Origin of the sequence: Kitasatospora sp. NBC_00039 (assembly GCF_045160625.1) — a bacterium.
Classification (GTDB): domain Bacteria; phylum Actinomycetota; class Actinomycetes; order Streptomycetales; family Streptomycetaceae; genus Kitasatospora.
This window is the reverse complement of sequence record NZ_CP108289.1, coordinates 1,065,099-1,081,396: the sequence shown is the minus strand read 5'-3', so window position 1 is coordinate 1,081,396 and position 16,298 is coordinate 1,065,099. Positions and strand designations below refer to the sequence as shown.

Here is a 16,298-nt window from a genome sequence, read left to right as displayed (position 1 = left end):
GGGCCGGGAGCGGTGGCGCCGGGGTCGGGCGGCGCCCGGTCAGGGGAGGGGCAGGGCGTGCAGGACGTCGTCGTGGCCGGCGTAGAGACGGGTGGGATCGTTGGAGAGCGACCAGACGTCGACGCCGGGGCCGGAGTCGCGGAACGTCCAGCGCTCCTCGCCGGTGGCCGCGTCGAGCGCGCAGACGCCGGCGGCCGCCGGGCCCGGCACGAAGAGCGTCGGCCCGGCCAGGAGCGGACGGCTGCGGCGGTCCAGCCGGAACGGCAGCCGGTGCGACCAGAGTTCGGCCCCGGTGGCGACGGCGTGCGCGGTGACCAGACCGTCGTCGCGGGGCAGGTAGACCCGGGCGCCGTCGCTGACCGGCGGCAGACAGCGCCACTCCTCGGACGGCCCCGGCACGACCGACCAGCGCGGGGTGCCGTCGGCCAGCCGCAGCGCCCGGACCCCGGCCGAGTTCGCGGGTGCGTAGACGTGCTCGCCGTCGGCGACGGCCCAGCTCGTGTTCACCTCGACGGGCACCTCCCAGAGCCGCTTGCCGGTGGCGGTCTCCAGCAGGGCCAGGTGGCTTCCGCCCGCCTGGGTGTCGACGACGGGGACACGGCCGTCGGCCGAGGTGAGCGGGGTGAACGGCCGCTCGCCGCCGACGGACGGACGGGCCCAGCGCACGACCGTCTCCGGGTAGCGCACGGCGAACAGGTCGCCCGCGGAGTCGAACGGCCGCGGCGTGGCCCGGCCGTAGACGAGGTCACCGTCGCAGCCGAACAGCGTGATGCCGCTGCTCAGCTCCTCGGGCAGCGGCAGGCTCCACTCCGAGGCCGGGTCGGTGAGGTGGCGGCTGTCGATGTGGCCGTTCGAGACGGTGTACACCCGGTCGCCGCCGATGGCGACGCGGGCGTTCGACAGCTCCACGTCGCTCGGCCAGTCCGTTTTGGGCACGGGGAAGGCCAGCGTGCGCAGCGGGGTACCGGTGGCGGGGTCGAGCACCTGGAGCCCGGAGCGGGAGACGAAGACCGGCCGGGAGGGGCGGTCGCTCAGCCGCTCGGGCATCATCGCATCCGGGCCCCGGAACGTCCAGAGCGGCTCCGGGCCGGCCAGCCGGGTCGGCCGCGGCTTGGGCGGCACGGGGCCGGGCCCGCCGCCGCCGGACCGGGTGAACGCCCAGACCGCCCCGCCCGCCGCCAGCACCCCGGCCCCGGTCAGCAGCTGCCGCCGGCTCAGCCGGGGCCCGCCGTCCTCCCCGCCACCCCCGCTGACCACGTCGCCCGGCGCCTCCGACGTCTCACCGCCGTCGCCGTCCCACTGCCACGACGCCCCGCCCGCCCCGTCGGGCTGCCCGGGCACACGCGCTGCGGAACGGTCGGACGCTGCCGGCTGCATCTTCGGTACTCGCTTCCCCCTGGGCAGCCGCTGCGCTGCGCTGTCCGAGCGAGGATATCGAAGCGGCGGGCGATCGTTCGCAGGCGCCCGTCCACCGGTGCCGCTCCGTCAGCCGGCGGCAGTAGGCTGTGCTGCGCAGTCCGAGTCCGCCGAGCAGGCTCCGGGGAGGTAGGCCGTGAGCGCCGAGATGATCGCACCCGCGTGGATGCACCGGCAGATCACCAGTGACCAGTACGACTCCTGGTCCGAGGAACAGTGCACGGGTATCGAGATCGTGGACGGAATGGTGGTCGTGAGCCCGAGTGCCTCCAAGCGCCACAACCGGCTGGCCCGCCTTCTGGCCAACGCGCTGGACCGCGCCGGGGGTGCGGAGTGGAACGCCGACACGGACTTCGATGTCCGGTTGCAGGACGTGCCGCTGAACAACCGCCGCCCCGACGTGGTGGTCTACCGGGCGGACACCATCGACATCGCGCCGACGAGACCCGAGCACGTGGCGCTCGTGGTGGAGGTCGTCTCGCCGGGGTCGGAGACCACCGACCGGGTGGTCAAGGTGGATCAGTACGCGAAGGCCGGCATCCCGTTCTACTGGCGGGTCGAGCAGGTGGCCTCGGGCGTCCCCGTCGTCTACACGTCCGTGCTGGACCCGGCGAGCTGCGCCTACCGGGACGGCGAGGTGTTCGCGGGCACGGTGAGGACGGCGGTGCCGTTCCCGGTGGAGATCGACCTCGGCGCGCTCTGAACCTCAGGCCTCGCCGCCCGGGCCGTGGTCGGCGAGGTCGGCGAGGACCTGGGCGTGGCAGGGGAGGGGGACGCACCAGCAGCCGAGCCGGTGGCCGCGGAGCTCGGGGACGAGGGCGAGCAGATCGGGGCGGGCCAGGAGGTGGGCGCGGTACAGGGTGAGCATCCGCTCGCGGGTGAGGTCCGGGCCGGGGCGGTAGGGGCAGTGCAGGGGGTGCTCCGGGAGGTGCCAGCCGCCGCGGTGCATGGCGCGGCCGACGTAGACGACGTCGGCGTACGCGGGGTCGTCGCGGTGGCCCTTGAGGTTGACGACGGTGGTCGGGCCGGTCGGGCCCCGGTCGGTGCGCGCCATGGTGACCATGCTGGCGCAGCCTCCGGCGGCGGGCATGCCGGGGCGGGGCCGGGCTCGCCTTGACAGTCTCTTGACCCGGGCGTAGCAAGAGAGGATGCGCCAGGGTGTGCCGGCGGACCGGTCCGGTCCGCACGTGACCGGCGGTCCCCGGGCGGTGCGGCCCGACCCGCACCGCCCCCGGGAGAGCGATGCCGCGGCCAGGGCGGCCCACGAGCGGGACGCCCTGCTCGCCACCGCTGTCCGCAAGGCGCTCGGCAGCACCGACGCGTACGGCGGCATGGTCTACCTGCGCTCGCGCGACCGGCGGTCGCTGGTGCTCTGCACGATCGCGGGCGTGCCGCTGTCGATCATCAGCGCGTTCCGCCGGGTGGCCGCGGCCGGGCCGCTGCCGGTGGCGGTCAGCTACCGCACCGGGCGGACGGTCACGCTCTCCGACAGCGAGGACACGATGCGGCGGTTCCCGCAGCTCGCCGTCGGCATGCCCTACGACTTCGCCTCCGCCTGTGTGCCGGTCACCAGGGGCGAGGAGCGGTACGGGGTGCTCAGCGTGCTCTGGGCGGCCTCCGACGAGGGCGTGCCGGAGGGCGCGCGGCGACACCTGCGGTCGGTGGCCAACCGGCTGGCGGCCGGGCTGGCGGCTCTGGAGGCGGACGGGCACCCGGTGGAGCCGAACGGCGACACCGCCGTGGTCGAGCTGGTGTCGGCCACCCCGCCCAGCACCCGGGTGGGCCTGTTCGACTGGAACGTGGCCACCGGGGCGCTCTCCGTCGACGACCAGTTCTGCGAGATCTTCGGCCTCGACCCCGTCGAGTTCGACGGCCGCGCGGCCACCCTGACCACCCGGATCGCCCCCAGTGACCTGCCGGAGTTCCGGGCCGCCGCCCGCGCGGCCCTCGACCGCGGCCGGATGCTGGCCGCCCGGGTCCGGGTGCTGGACCAGGAGGGGCGGCCGTTCCCCGTCGAGCTCTGGGGCAGGGTCCCCGAGGGCGGCGGCCCGGGCACGCGCACCCACCTGGTCGGCGCCGTCCTGGACACCCGGACCGGCACGGCCGCGGCGGCCGCCGTCGAACGGCTCCGCGACGGCGTGTTCTCGCTCGACCCGGACGGCCGGATCACCTACGCCAACCGCAGCGTCGAGCTGCTGCTGCGCACCCGGCGCGAGGACCTGGTCGGCCACCACCCCTGGGAGGCGCTGCCCTGGCTCTCCGACCCGGTGTACGAGAACCGCTACCGGGCCGCCATGCTCTCCCAGCAGCCCACCGCCTTCCTGGCGGCCAGGCCGCCGGACGACTGGTTCGCCTTCTCGCTCTACCCGGACGCGCACGGCGTCACCGGCCGCGTCGTCGCCGCCGAACCGCCGCCCGGTGCGGCCGAGCCGCCGAGCGAGCCCCCGCCGGGCGCCCGGACCGGCGTCGGCGGCATGTACCACCTGCTCCAGCTCGCGAGCGCGCTCACCGAGGCCGTCACCGTCCGCGAGGTCTGCCGGGCGGTCGCGGACGAGATCCTGCCGGCCTTCGGCGGCCAGGAGCTGGCCATCTACGCCGTCCGCGACAAGCACCTGCACCTGATCTCGCAGAGCGGCTACCCGGATGGGTTCCTGGACCGCTTCGAGGGCACCCCGATCGGCGCCCGGGTGCCCGGCGCCGAGGCGCTCAGCACCGGGACGCCGATCTTCTTCGAGTCCGTCCACGAGCTCGCCGCCGCCTACCCCGGCATCGCCCTGGACGAGATGCGCGCCTGGGCCTTCCTGCCGCTGATCGCCTCCGGTCACCCGGTCGGCAGCTGCATCATCGGCTTCGACGAGGCCCGCGCGTTCACCGTGGAGGAGCGCGGCCTGCTCACCGCCCTCGGCGGCTTCATCGCCCAGGCGCTGGAGCGCGCCCGCCTCTACGACGCCGAGTTCGCCCTGGCCCGAGGCCTCCAGCAGGCCCTGCTGCCGCACCGGCTGCCGCGGATGGACGGCATCCGGATCGCCGCCCGGTACCTGCCCGGCACCCAGGGCATGGAGATCGGCGGCGACTGGTACGACGCCATCGTCACCGGCCGCGACCTCACCCTGGTCATCGGCGACGTCGAGGGCCACAACGTGGGCGCCGCCGCCACCATGGGCCAGCTCCGCAGCGCCGTTCGGGCCTTCACCACCGGCGGCCACCCGCCGGACGAGGTGCTCGTGCGCACCAACGAGCTGCTGCTCGACCTCGACCCCGGACTGCTCGCCAGCAGCTGCCTGATCCGGCTCACCCCCTCCGACGGCAGCGCCCTGATCGCCCGCGCCGGGCACCTGCCGCCGGTGCTGCGCCACCCCGGCGGGCGCACCGAGGCGCTGTACGTCGCGGGCGGCCCGCTGCTCGGGGTCGACCACAGGTCCGAGTACCCCGTCACCGAGCTGCGGCTGGCCCGGGGATCGCTGCTCGCCCTCTACACGGACGGGCTGGTCGAGGACCCGGCGGTGGGGATCGACGAGGGCGTGGACCGGCTACGGGTCGCCCTCGCGCACGCCAGCGGGGCGGCGGATCCGGAGGAGGAGGGGCTGGACCGGCTGGCGGAGCGGCTGCTGCACGAGGTCGGCTCCACGCACCGGGTGGACGACGTGGCGCTGCTGCTCACCGCGTACGGGTGAGCGCCACAGGCCGTGTACGGGCCGTACGGGGCCGTCGGGCCCGGGCAGGGGAGGCGGCCGCAGCCGTTCGCCGGGGTGCGGGCGCTGCTTCGGCGGGGGTACGGGCGTTACCCACGTAGGGTGCGGTCGCTGCTTTCGCCGGGGGCGTGGTCGGGTGCGGCCGCTACTTTCGTCGGGGGTGGATCGAGACGAAGGGTGAAGGCGCCCGGTGCGGTGGATTCGTTAGCCTCGACGGGTGGATGCACTGGCAAAGGCCTGGTCGAAGGCGGTACGGACGGCGGTCCCAGGGCCCTGGCGGCCCAGGCTGGTGGTGCGCGAGGCCGGCGGCGCGCTGCTGCTGGGCGCGCTGGGGGTACTGATCGAGCTCGGCAGCGACCCCGGCCTCTGCGTGGTCTCCGGGCCGGTCGCCGCCGCGCTCTTCCTGCTCCGGCGCGGCCTGCCGGCCACCGTCCTGGTGCTCACCGCGACCGCGAGCGGCTTGGGCGCCGGGCCGCTGCCGCTGCTGGTCTGCGCCGGCTGGTCGGCCGGGGCCCGGGTGAAGCGGGTCGCCGTGCTGGCCGGCTCGTTCACCGGCGGGTTCCTGCTGATGACGGCCACGGGCGTGCTGAAGGACGCCGGCTCGGCCCCGGTCAAGCTGGTGATCGGGTTCTCGCTCGGCGGCTTCCTGCTGCTCGCCGTGCTGCCCGCGCTCTGGGGCCGCTACCGGGCACAGCGCCGGGCCCTGCTGGACGCGCTGCGCGAGCGCAACGACCAGCTGCTGCGCGAGCGCACCATGATCGCGCACCAGGCCCGGCTGCGGGAGCGGCACCGGATCGCCCAGGACATGCACGACAGCCTGGGCCACCAGCTCGCCCTGATCTCCGTTCACTCCGGCGCCCTGGAGGTGGACCGCACCCTCACCGACCGGCAGCGGGAGGCCGTCGGCGTGCTGCGGCTGGCCGCCGTCGCCGCGATGCGCGAGTTGCGCGAGGTGGTCGGCGTGCTGCACGACGAGTCGGCCGCCCCGCCGTCGGTGCCCGGCGCCGCGGTGGCGCCCGGAGGCGGCCGCACCGGCGGCCTGGACGGGATCGGGAAGCTGGTGGAGTCCTCCCGGGCGGCCGGGACGCAGGTCTCCCTGAGCGAGGCGGGCGAGCACCGCCCGCCCGCCGCCAACGTCGGCCACGCCGCGTACCGGATCGTCCAGGAGGCGCTGACCAACGCGCACAAGCACGCGCCCGGCGCTCCCATCACGGTCGCGCTGCGCTTCGAGCCGGACGCCCTGGTGGTGGAGGTCGTCAACCCGCGGGCGCCCGAGCCGGCGGGCGTCCGGGCAGGCGGCGGCACGGCCGTGGTCAGCGGTGGCCAGGGGCTGACCGGCCTGCGCGAGCGGGCCCGGCTGGTCGGCGGCATGGTGCACGCCGGGCCGACGCCCGGGGAGGGGTTCCGGCTCGCCGCGGTGCTGCCGTACGAGGGGACGGGTGGTGCGGCGGACGGCGCGGCGGGTGCTGCGGCGGGCGCGTCCGGGGACACCGGGGGCACGTCCGGGGCCGGGGGCGCGGAGGCGTGGATGCTGGACGCGCTGCCGGCGGCCGAGGGCGGGACGGGTACGCGGCGGTGGCGCAGCCCTGCGCTCGGCTGCGCCGTGGGTGGGGGGCTCGTCCTGCTCACCGTGCTGGGCCTGCTGGTCTGGGGCGTGGTGTCGTTCGTCCGTGCCGCCGACGAGGCGACCGTGCAGCGGTCGGTCTACGACGCGATCGAGGTCGGGACACCGCAGGCCGACGTGGAGAAGCGCCTGCCTGTCGGCAACGACTTCTTCACCAGGGAGTACAAAGGCTCCGGCCCCACCCCGCCGGCAGGCTCGGCGTGCAGCTACTTCCTCTCCGGGGAGGCGTCCGCCGGCTGGGGAGAGGACAACATCGTCCGGCTCTGCTTCAAGGACGGTGTCCTGGTCGACAAGCAGCACTACCCGGCGAAGTCCTGACCGCCGGAAACGCCGGGGGCCGGAGGTGTGAGGATGGTGCCGAGCAGTGCCACCCGCACCACCGAGGGGATGACCAGCAGTGATCCGAGTCCTCGTCGCCGACGACGAGCCGCTCATCCGGGCCGGGATCAGGATGATCCTGTCCTCCGCCGACGACATCGACGTGGTCGCCGAGGCCGCCGACGGCCGGCAGGCCCTGGATCTCGCCCTGGCCCACCGGGTGGACGTCGTCCTGCTGGACATCCAGATGCCGGTGATGGACGGGCTCACGGCGCTCACCGAGCTGCGCCGGGTGGCGCCCGGCGCGCGGGCGCTGATCCTCACCACCTTCGGGGAGCGCGACAACGTGCTGCGCGCCGTGACGGAGGGCGGCGCCGGATTCCTGCTCAAGGACACCGCGCCGGCCGAGCTGATCCAGGCCGTCCGGGCCGCGGCCACCGGCAACGCCTTCCTCTCACCCGCCGCCACCCGGCACATCGTGGACTCGCTGGCCGGTGGCGGCTCCGGCCCGGCCGCTGCCCGGGGCGCGGCGGCCAGGCGGCGTCTCGAGGTGCTGACCGCGCGTGAGTTGGAGGTGCTGGCGCTGCTGGGCGAGGGACTCTCCAACGCGGACGCCGGCGCCCGGATCCACATGAGCGAGGCGACGGTGAAGACGTACGTCAGCCGGATCCTGGCCAAGCTGGGCTGCGAGAACCGGGTGCAGGCGGCGCTGCTGGCGCGGGACGCGGGGCTGGACGGCGGGGTCTGACCGCTCGCGGCACGCGGGGGCCGGGGGTGGGCGGGGGCGCGCAGGCACGTCTGGTGCATCGGATACGGACCGGTCGTGCACCATGCGCTGCGCCATCGCGCGGCCACGGAGAGTGGTGAGTGTGGGCGACGCCACTGCGGGCCGGCGCGGAACCGGGAACTCCGGAGGCGTCGGTGACGGTGCGTCAGTATTTCGTCACGCCGGGTCGACGGTGTGGGCGGCCTCACGGATGGACAGATGTGAGTGCGGGCACGGAAATTGACCATTTGATCTTGAAAATGCCGTCAAACCCGGTCATTCCGGACCGGGTTTCATGATCGATACCGCCGGTAACAGTCAACTGGCCTGCGGCGTCCAAGAATTGCTTGTGGCGGCCCGGGAGGGCCCGTAGCTTCATTGGCGGTGCAACGAGCACCACCCGGGTTCACCCCCGACGCACAGCCCGCCGACTGACCCCCGGCGCGAGGGCAGTGCCCGCCGACACGGCCGGCTCGAACAGGCCGTCGGCGAGCGAGGGTGGCCGGGGCGGCAGGGCACGTCCGACACGTGCGTGGCCGCCCGTCGAGTGAGGTGAGCGCGAAGGCCCTGCCAGGGGTCTGGTTCCGCCTGCCCGCCCGGGGCTTGTCGAGAGGACTTTCATGACTTTCCGTCACGAGACCGCCGCTGCCACCACCAACACCGCCACCACCGGCAGGCGCCGCAACCGCGCCCGCCTGGTGCTGGTCGGCGGGGCCGTCGCGGCCCTTCCGGTGGCCGGCCTCGTCACGGCCACCTCGGCCTCCGCCGCGTCCACCTCGACCTGGGATGCGGTCGCCCAGTGCGAGAGCGGTGGCAACTGGAGCATCAGCACCGGCAACGGCTTCTTCGGCGGACTGCAGTTCACCTCGTCCACCTGGGCCGCGTACGGCGGCACCGCGTACGCGTCGCAGGCCGGCCGGGCGACCAAGGCGCAGCAGATCTCGGTCGCCGAGAAGGTCCTCGCCTCCCAGGGTCCCGGCGCCTGGCCGGTCTGCTCGGCCAAGGCGGGCCTCAGCAAGGGCGGCGCCCCGGCGGCCGTCGACACCTCGGCCCCGGCCGCCAAGGCCGAGGCCCCGAAGCCGGCCGCGCCCAGGGCGGCTGCGCCCAAGGCCCAGCAGCAGGCCAAGCCCGCGCAGACCCCGCAGGCGAAGCCGGCCCAGGGTGAGCAGACCCGGCCGGCCGGGAAGTCGCAGAAGTCGCAGTCCTGGAAGTCGCAGGACACGGCCAAGCCGGCCGCCTCGGGCACCAACACCGCCGGCGGCAGCTACACCGTCAGGAGCGGTGACACCCTGAGCGACATCGCGGCCAAGTACGGCACCGACACCGCGAGCCTGCACGCCAAGAACGCCAAGGCGATCGGCGACAACCCGGATCTCATCTTCCCGGGCCAGGTCCTGAGCCTCTGACGGACCGCCCCGCCTGTCCCGAGCGGCCGTCCCTCACGGGGGCGGCCGCTCCGGCGGGCCGGGGCGCGTGCACCGGGTGCCTCGGCGGCGCGGCCGCGCGAACCCGCGCGAACCCGCGCGAACCCGCGGGGATTGTTGAACGTTGAACGCGACGTCCGAATACCGCCGGACTCGCGAGCGCCACGGGCCGAAGATCGAGTCATGTCCGAGAACGAGTCGAGGAGTTCTACCGATATGACGACGATGACGGCTGTGACGACCGGGGCGAGCGCCAGGCCCGGGAAGCTCGACGGCAAGGTGGCCCTGGTGACGGGCGGCAGCCGCGGGATCGGGGAGGCGGTCGCGCTGCGGCTGGCCGAGGAGGGAGCCGACGTCGCGCTGACCTACCGGGGCAGCGCCGAGCGGGCCGAGGCGGTCGCGGCCAAGATCACGGCAATGGGCCGCCGCGGCTGGGCGGTCCGCGCGGACAGCGCCGACCCGCAGGAGGTCCGGGACGTCGTGGAGGCGGTGGCCGAGCGCTTCGGCCGCCTCGACATCCTGGTCAACAACGCGGGCGTCGGCGTGTTCGGCCCGATCGAGGAGCTCGCGCTGGACGACGTGGACCGGGTGCTGGAGGTCAACGTCCGGGCACCGTTCCTCTTCGCCCAGGCCGCCTCCGCCCACCTGGCCGAGGGCGGCCGGGTCGTCACCATCGGCAGCTGCATCGCGAAGCGCGTCGCCTTCCCCGGCGCCTCGCTCTACGCGACCAGCAAGGCCGCGACGATCGGGCTCACCAAGGCGCTGGCCCGCGAGCTGGGCCCGCGGGGGATCACCGTCAACGTGATCCACCCCGGGCCGATCGACACCGAGCTGAACCCGGCGGACGGCCCGTCGGGCGACTTTCAGGCGGGCCTGACCGTGCTCGGGGCGTACGGCCGCGCTGCCGACGTCGCCGCCACCGTCGCCCACCTCGCGGGCGAGGACGGCCGCTACATCACGGCCGCCGAGATCGCCGTGGACGGCGGGCTCGCGGCCGCCTGACCCGCCGAGGGGGCACGGGCGGGGGAGGCGCCGGGGCGGGTGGCGCCTGGATGCGGGCGGGCGAGCGGGGCGAGCGGGGCGGACGGAAGGGGACGGTGATCGGCCCGGCGCGGTGTTGCGCCGGGCCGGGGGACGGCGGTCGCGTTTACGATCGGCCGGTCCGAGCACACGTCCCAGCCCCGAAGAGGTGTCGCCATGACCGCAGCGGAAGACCCGATCGACCTGCTCGCCCGGGCCCTCGCCCAGACCGCCGGCCTGATCGACGGCGTCGGTGCCGAGCAGGCCGGCCACCCGACGACCTGCCGGTCCTGGGACGTGGCCGATCTGATCAGCCACCTCCTCTGGGACCTCCGGCAGTTCACCGTCCGGGCGAACGGCCACGACCCGGACTTCACGCAGTCCTTCGAGCGGGTGGAGGAGGACTGGCTGCACGCCTTCGAGGCGGGGGCCGAGAAGCTGGTCGCCGCCTGGCGCAGCGCCGGGGAGCTCAGCGGCACCATCGAGGCCCCCGGCGTCGGCGTCATCCCCGCACGCTTCCCGGTGGACCAGCAGACCGCCGAATTCGCCGTCCACGGATGGGACTTGGCCCGTGCCACCGGCCAGTCCACGGCGGGTCTCGACCACGACGTGGCCCGTACCTCGCTGGCCTGGGCCCACGGCGCGCTGCGCCCCCAGTACCGCGGCAGCGAGGGCGACGGCCGCGCCTTCGGCCCCGAGGTGACCGTCCCCGAGGACGCGCCGGTCTACGACCGGCTGGCCGGGTTCTTCGGGCGCGATCCCCGGAGGGTCTGAGCCGCCCCGCCCTGCGGTCAGTGGAAGACGGTGAGGACGGCCCCCCACTGCGACGTGGTCCGCCCGGTCGCGGCGCAGGGGCCGTCGGCCGTCGCCACCTGGTAGGCGGTGGTGAGCCGGTAGGAGGAGAGGGCCAGCACCGGGAGGGCGGTCCACCCGGTGCCGAACTCGGGGGCGGTGCCGGTGTTGGTGCCCGCCGTGCCGACCATGAGGTCGCCACGGGCACAGGTGGCGGGGGTGGCACTGGTGGTGAAGGTCGTCCCGCCGGACGGTCCGTGCGCCTGGGCGGTGCCCCGTGCGACAGAGATCCCGCGGAACTCGTCCACCGCGATGTGGTACTTGCTCGCGTGCGGGTAGGTCACGTGGATGGAGTCCGCCGTCGTCAGCGCGGGGACGCCGAAGGCCGCGAAGACCAGCACCCGGTGCCGCCTGGAGTCCGTCACGTCCCCCGCCGTCTCGAACGGATCGCCCCGGGTGTCCGTGACCGTGACGCTCCCGGGGCAGGTGCTGGTCAGCATCATCGTCACGACCAGCGCGTCCCCCCGGACGACCGGGGAGAAGACCGGCAGGACGACATCCGTGCCGGGGAGGGCCTGTTGGTCGGCGGCCGGACGGGCCACCCAGGCCGGATCCGCCGCCGTGGCGGGCTGCTCCGTCGCAGGGCGGGGCGCGCCGGCCGGCGGGCCGGCCGCGTCGACGTCCGTGGCGGGGGACCGGACGGGCGCGGGGTCTTCGGTCGGACAGTCCTGGGGGAGCGGGGCCGCGGCGACGGGCTCGTGGAAGGAGAGGACGCCCAGGGTGGAGCAGACCCCGACCAGTGCGCCGACCAGCAGGGCGACCGCGTGGGTCCAGAGCCGGTGTCCGCGCGCGGACGGTCCGGCCGGTGTGACGGCCGGGGGCGCCGACGGTTCGTCGGCGGGCCGGTCGGACGCGGTGGGCTGCGGGGGTACGGCCGGCGGGGTTCGGGTCGGCGGGTTTTCGGGGGCCGCCTCCCTCCCCGTTGCGGCGGACCAGCGGCGGCGCCACTCGGCCTCGTCGCCGCCACAGGCCTGGACGTAGGCCCTGGTGGTGGGCCAGGACGGCAGGCGTGAGCCGGAGGCCGCCTCGTACAGGGCGGTGTGGGAGATCGAGCCGGCCTTCTTCGCCATGGTCCGGAACGAGGGCTGGCCCGCCTCCCGGCGCAGTCGGCACAGCTCGGCGGCGAAGCTCTCGGCCGCCGTCCGCGCCTGTTCTCGCTCCTCGGCCTGCGGCTCCCGATCCACCATGACGCCCCCTGGTGTCAGACAGTGTCAGATCCATCGGCGACCACTGTTCGCTTGTCGCGTACGGATCATAGCGGCGAGTGGCGGCGGCGATCGGCGATCGCCCAGATCCTCGTGGGGGAAGGGGTGTTCGGGACAGGGGGCCCTCGGTGTCAGCTGTTGTCAGTTCCTGTCAGCCGGTACCGAACACCGCAGGTGGTCGGGTCAGCTGTCTCCGCCGCCGCAGTCATGGCGGCGGCACCCGAGGAGACGACGGACCACAGGGGAGACCGGTATGAGCAAGGGACTTCTGCGCAGGATCGGGCGCCGCGGGGCCACCACGGCAGCGGCGGTGGCACTGGCGGCCGGCGGCGTCGGCCTGTCGGCGGGCGACGCGTCCGCCGACGGGTGGTACTACATCAGCAGCCACACCCCCAGCGGTCACGGGGTGGGCCTGTACTCCCTGCCCCAGTCGTACGCGCCGTCCTACAAGCCGTGGAGCCTCGACCTGGGCTCCTACGCCGGGTGGGGCGACAAGATCGCCCCCGACTGCTGGACCCGGGGCGAGAACATCAACAACCAGGGCAACGTCTGGTACAAGATCCATGCCGCCTACTCGTACAACTACAACGCCACCTACGTGGGGACCGTCTACGTGTACGGCGCTTACGCGGACGGCAACTGGTACTTCCACTACGCCTGGCAGAACGGCGCCATCGGCGAGTGCTGACGGCCGGCTGACCCGGTCCGCCCCGCTCGCGGGCGGGGCGGACCTCCTACCGGGCGGCCGTGCGGGCGGCCGCCTGCTTGATCGCCTCGCGGATACGGGGGTAGGTGCCGCAGCGGCAGATGTTCTGGATCTGGTCGATGTCCGCGTCGGTCGGGGCCGGGGTGCGGCGCAGCAGGGCGGCCGCGGTCATGATCTGGCCGGGCTGGCAGAAGCCGCACTGGGCGACGTCGCAGGCCAGCCAGGCCTCCTGGACGGGGTGCAGGGTGTCGCCGTCGGCCAGCCCCTCGATGGTGGTGACGCGGCGGCCGGCGCAGTCCTTGACCGCCACCGTGCAGGGCTGGAACTCCTCGCCGTCCAGGTGGCTGGTGCAGGCGCGGCAGACGCCGACCCCGCAGCCGTACTTGGGACCGGTGACGCCGAGCTTGTCGCGCAGCACCCAGAGCAGCGGCATGTCGTCCGGGGCCTCGACGGTGACCGGCTGCCCGTTGAGGACGAAGGTGTGGCTGGGCATGGGGAGTTGCGTCCTTCGGGAGTCGGTGGAGCGGATCAGAAGTCGATCGGGAAGGAGCGCGGGCTCATGCCGGTCGCGCGGGCGTACGCGTTGGCGACCGCCGCCGAGGCGGCGGGAACGCCCAACTCGCCCGCACCGCCGGGCGGTCCGCTCGGCGGCATGAGGTGGATCTCGACCGACGGCGGGCTGTGCCGCTGCCGGGCGTAGCGGAAGTCGGCGTAGCTGCCCTCGCGGACGGCGCCGTGGTCGATGTGGTTGCCGGCCTGGAGGACGACCGAGATGCCGTCGATCAGCGCGCCGGTCAACTGGGCTTCCAGGCCACGGGGGTTGATCACCAGGCCGAGGTCGGCGGCGATCACCGCCTTGGTGACCCGGGGCTGCTTCGGGTCGGTGGCGTCCAGCTCGACCAGATAGGCGGCGCGCCCGCCGTTCTCGTCGTGGTAGCCGATGCCCTGGGCCTGGCCGACGGGCATCGCGCGGCCCCAGCGGCCGGCCTGGGCGACCTTGTCGAGCACGGCCCTGCCGACGGCGCCGCGCACCCGCGCCCGGCGGAAGGCGACCGGGTCCTGGCCGAGGCGCCGGGCCAGTTCGTCCATCATGATCTCGTCGGCGACCCGGACCGTGCCGGAGTAGACCGAGCGCCAGCTGCCGGTGTGCATGTCCAACGGGACCTCGGCGAGGAGCTGGGTGGGGATGCCGACGTCGTAGGGGTTCTTCTCGCTGAGCAGGAAGAACGCCTGGGCGAGGCTGATGCCGGCCACCGAGAGGTCGACCCCGGCGGCGGTGAGCGCCTCGCCGAGGCCGTGCCGGAAGTCGGTCCGGACGGTGGCGGCCCGGTGCTCGTAGCTGATGACCTGGCCCAGTCCGTAGGTGGCGCGGATCCGGTGGTGGCTGGCGGGGCGCATCCGGCCGTGGCGCATGTCGTCGTTGCGGGTCCACATCAGTTTGACCGGGCGGCCGGCCGCCCGGGAGATCCGCGCCGCCTCCAGAGCGGCGTCGAAGAACAGCCGGCGGCCGAACGAGCCGCCGCCGCGCACCACATGGACGGTGACGGCGTCCTGCGGCAGGCCGAGGTCGGCGGCGATGGTCTGCTGGGCGACGATCGGGGTCTGCGAGGCGAACCAGATCTCGGCGCGGTTCGGGCGCACGTCGGCGACGGCCGTCAGCACCTCCATCGGCGCGTGGTTGACGAAGGCGAAGTCGAACTCGCCGTCCACGTGCTGGGTCAGCAGCGGCGGGACGAGGAACGGCAGGTGGGCGGCGCGCAGCCGGGCCCGGATGTCGGCGTCGGAGAGCGCGGCGACGGGGCCCGGGTTCCAGGTGGTCTGCAGGGCGTCGCGGGCCTTGAGCGCCTGGTCGAAGGTCTCGGCGAGCACGGCGACGCCGGTCGGGACGGTGACCACGCCGAGGACGCCCGGCATCGTGCGGGCGGCGGAGGCGTCCAGTGACTTGAGGGTGCCGTTGATGGTGGTCGGGCGGGCGACGACGCAGGGCACGGCGCCGGGGACGGCGAGGTCGCCGGCGTACTCGGCGCGGCCGGTGACGATGTCGCGGGCGTCGATCTGGCCGGTGGGCCGGCCCACCAGGCGCTGCTGCTCGGGCGGCTTGGGGGCGGAGGGCACGGCCGGGACGGCGATGCCGGCGGCCGCGGCGGCGAGTTCGCCGTAGCCGGCCCGGCGCCCGTCGGGGGCGAGGACGGCGGAGTCGGCGGTGCGCAGGGTGTCGGCCGGCAGCGACCAGCGGCGGGCGGCGGCGGTGACCAGCCGGGCGCGGGCGGCGGCCGCGGCGGCGCGGACCGGGTCGTACAGCGAGCGCACCGAGTTGGAGGCGCCGGTGAGCTGGTTGAAGAGCAGGTCGGGACGGCCGTCGGAGAGCGGGACGTCGACGTCGGTGAGCCGGGCGTCGAGCTCGTCGGCGACCAGCATGGCGATGGTGGTGGTCAGGCCCTGGCCGACCTCCAGGCGGGGGAGGTGCAGCGCGGCGCGTCCGTCGGCGGTGACCTCCAGCACCAGCAGGTGGGAGGTGGGCAGGCCGGCCAGGATCAGCGCATCGCCGAGGTCGAGGATGTCCGGGATGCCGGGAAGGCCGAGCAACTGGTGCGCGGCGGCGGGCCCTTCGGCGGATGCGCCCTCGGCTCCGGTCCGGACGGTGGCCCGGGCGGTGGCGGGCGCGGCGGCGTCCGGGCCGAGCCGGGCGGCGACGGTGAGGGTGGGGGCGGCGAGCAGGTAGGTGAGGAAGCGCCGGCGGCCGGCGGGGGCCGGGGACGGGTCGGCCGGGAGCTGCGCGGTGGTGGCGTCGGCCGGGCGCTTCTGTGCCGGGCTCTCCTGTGCCGGGGTGGCGGCCGGGGTGGTGGCGTTCCGGGCGCTGTCCGAGGGTGCGATGGAGGTGCTGATGGGAGGAGCCCTTCGAGCCGGTGACGGCTCCGGCCGGGCGGGCCTGGGCGGCCCCGGCCCCGGTGCCGGATCGCGAACGCGGACGAGCATAGGAGGGGGCTACTGGCCGGTCAACACGGGCACTTCGGGCCGGATCGGACATCCCGCCGGCTGTCGGATGGGGCGGACACGGACGGCACCGGACGGGCCGGGCGCGGCTACGGTGCCGCCGCTCGGGTGACGGTTCGTCCGTTCCCGTACCGGAGTTCGGCCCTCGCCGGCCCGTGCGGGGCGACGGCGGCGAGGGGTGGTCGCGGGGTGGGCCCCTGGCGTCCCAAGTGGCCTGCTCGGACGGGCTCCGACTGGACCTGTCCAGTGGTCCACCCGGCCTCTAGGATTGATCATGTCAG

13 protein-coding genes are annotated in these 16,298 nt (G+C 74.8%); 8 read left to right on the top strand and 5 right to left on the bottom strand.

All coding sequences use genetic code 11. The annotated features are described in order from the left end of the window. Positions 1-39 precede the first annotated feature (39 nt). Positions 40-1,341, bottom strand: coding sequence for a PQQ-binding-like beta-propeller repeat protein (locus tag OG286_RS05275; RefSeq protein WP_405364789.1), 1,302 nt, complete (start codon positions 1,339-1,341; stop codon positions 40-42). 211 nt (positions 1,342-1,552) lie between these two features. On the opposite strand from OG286_RS05275, the gene OG286_RS05270 reads away from it, so the two are divergent. Continuing rightward, positions 1,553-2,119, top strand: coding sequence for a Uma2 family endonuclease (locus OG286_RS05270; protein WP_396323358.1), 567 nt, complete (start codon positions 1,553-1,555; stop codon positions 2,117-2,119). Positions 2,120-2,122: 3 nt separating this feature from the next. On the opposite strand, the gene OG286_RS05265 is transcribed toward OG286_RS05270, so the two are convergent. Continuing rightward, positions 2,123-2,470: a DUF4326 domain-containing protein gene (locus tag OG286_RS05265; protein ID WP_396323359.1), complete on the bottom strand. Its 348-nt coding sequence runs from the start codon at positions 2,468-2,470 to the stop codon at positions 2,123-2,125. A gap of 133 nt (positions 2,471-2,603) precedes the next feature. Between OG286_RS05265 and OG286_RS05260 the strand changes: the two genes are divergently transcribed. The 6 genes from OG286_RS05260 (at position 2,604) to OG286_RS05235 (ending at position 11,034) form a co-directional block, all read left to right on the top strand. Then, positions 2,604-5,090 (top strand): SpoIIE family protein phosphatase, encoded by a 2,487-nt coding sequence (locus OG286_RS05260; protein WP_405364787.1) that lies wholly within the window; start codon positions 2,604-2,606, stop codon positions 5,088-5,090. Positions 5,091-5,325: 235 nt separating this feature from the next. Next, complete coding sequence (locus tag OG286_RS05255) at positions 5,326-7,050, top strand: sensor histidine kinase (protein ID WP_396323361.1); 1,725 nt, start codon at positions 5,326-5,328, stop codon at positions 7,048-7,050. Between the two features lie 79 nt (positions 7,051-7,129). Further along, the gene (locus OG286_RS05250; protein ID WP_396323362.1) at positions 7,130-7,798 is read left to right on the top strand and encodes a response regulator; all 669 of its coding nucleotides are present in this window, start codon (positions 7,130-7,132) and stop codon (positions 7,796-7,798) included. Positions 7,799-8,436: 638 nt separating this feature from the next. Beyond that, positions 8,437-9,222 carry a transglycosylase family protein gene (locus OG286_RS05245; RefSeq protein WP_405362926.1) on the top strand — a complete coding sequence of 262 codons (786 nt, stop codon included), beginning with the start codon at positions 8,437-8,439 and terminating at the stop codon, positions 9,220-9,222. Between the two features lie 234 nt (positions 9,223-9,456). Further along, positions 9,457-10,242, top strand: coding sequence for an SDR family NAD(P)-dependent oxidoreductase (locus OG286_RS05240; RefSeq protein ID WP_396323365.1), 786 nt, complete (start codon positions 9,457-9,459; stop codon positions 10,240-10,242). Positions 10,243-10,437: 195 nt separating this feature from the next. Then, the gene (locus OG286_RS05235) at positions 10,438-11,034 is read left to right on the top strand and encodes a TIGR03086 family metal-binding protein (protein WP_396323366.1); all 597 of its coding nucleotides are present in this window, start codon (positions 10,438-10,440) and stop codon (positions 11,032-11,034) included. A 17-nt stretch (positions 11,035-11,051) separates the two neighbouring features. Here the strand turns inward: OG286_RS05235 and OG286_RS05230 are convergent, their stop codons facing one another. Next, a complete protein-coding gene (locus OG286_RS05230; RefSeq protein WP_405364785.1) occupies positions 11,052-12,299 on the bottom strand; it encodes a hypothetical protein in 1,248 nt (415 codons plus the stop codon). A 271-nt stretch (positions 12,300-12,570) separates the two neighbouring features. Here OG286_RS05230 and OG286_RS05225 point away from each other — a divergent pair, with 271 nt between their 5' ends. Beyond that, positions 12,571-13,005, top strand: a complete 435-nt coding sequence (locus OG286_RS05225; RefSeq protein WP_396323369.1) for a hypothetical protein — start codon at positions 12,571-12,573, stop codon at positions 13,003-13,005. 46 nt (positions 13,006-13,051) lie between these two features. Here the strand turns inward: OG286_RS05225 and OG286_RS05220 are convergent, their stop codons facing one another. Together OG286_RS05220 and OG286_RS05215 are read right to left on the bottom strand one after the other, a co-directional pair. Further along, on the bottom strand, positions 13,052-13,516 hold the full coding sequence (locus OG286_RS05220; protein ID WP_396323370.1) for a (2Fe-2S)-binding protein: 465 nt from the start codon (positions 13,514-13,516) through the stop codon (positions 13,052-13,054). A 35-nt stretch (positions 13,517-13,551) separates the two neighbouring features. Beyond that, on the bottom strand, positions 13,552-15,999 hold the full coding sequence (locus OG286_RS05215) for a molybdopterin cofactor-binding domain-containing protein (RefSeq protein WP_396323372.1): 2,448 nt from the start codon (positions 15,997-15,999) through the stop codon (positions 13,552-13,554). Positions 16,000-16,298: the final 299 nt, after the last annotated feature.